The organism is Paenibacillus chitinolyticus NBRC 15660 (assembly GCF_000739915.1).
GTDB classification, from domain to species: Bacteria; Bacillota; Bacilli; order Paenibacillales; family NBRC-103111; genus Paenibacillus_F; species Paenibacillus_F chitinolyticus.
This window is the reverse complement of the sequence record NZ_BBJT01000032.1, coordinates 1-500: the sequence shown is the minus strand read 5'-3', so window position 1 is coordinate 500 and position 500 is coordinate 1. Positions and strand designations below refer to the sequence as shown.

General features: G+C 45.6%; 1 protein-coding gene. It reads right to left on the bottom strand.

Translation table 11 applies throughout. From position 1 onward, the window contains the following. Positions 1-49: 49 nt before the first annotated feature. Positions 50-500: IS3 family transposase (locus PCH01S_RS29120; RefSeq protein ID WP_042236013.1), on the bottom strand; the 451-nt coding region annotated here is incomplete at its 5' end.

The window sequence follows — 500 nt, the reverse complement described above, 5'->3', positions numbered from 1 at the left end:
TCGGAACTGACCCCCGTTTGTGAGACAGGGATCAAAAACACCTTGCAAGTTAAGCAGCCAGTTGTCGATAATCAATCGGTGACTGGTTGTTTAGTTTTGTTTGAATGCGAATTGAGTTATAGTAAGTAATGTAGTCTCGAACGACCTGTTCAACGATTGCTGTCGTTGTACTCGTTAAACCTTCGAGATAGAACGTTTCAGACTTTAGCGTGGAATGAAACGATTCGATGGGGGCATTATCAGCGGGCGTTCCCTTGCGGGACATGCTCATGGTAATGCCCTTTTCCTTTACAGCTTCCTGATACGCCTGGGAAGTGTAGACACTCCCCTGATCGCTGTGAAGTATCGTACCTGGTAGATTGGGCAGCTGACGGAGTGTGTCCAGTACGAACGCAGTGTCCTGCTTGTCAGCTATACTGTATGCCACAACTTCTCCGTTAAACAAGTCTAGGATACTTGATAGATACAACATTCTTCCTCCAAACGGTAAATACGTAATA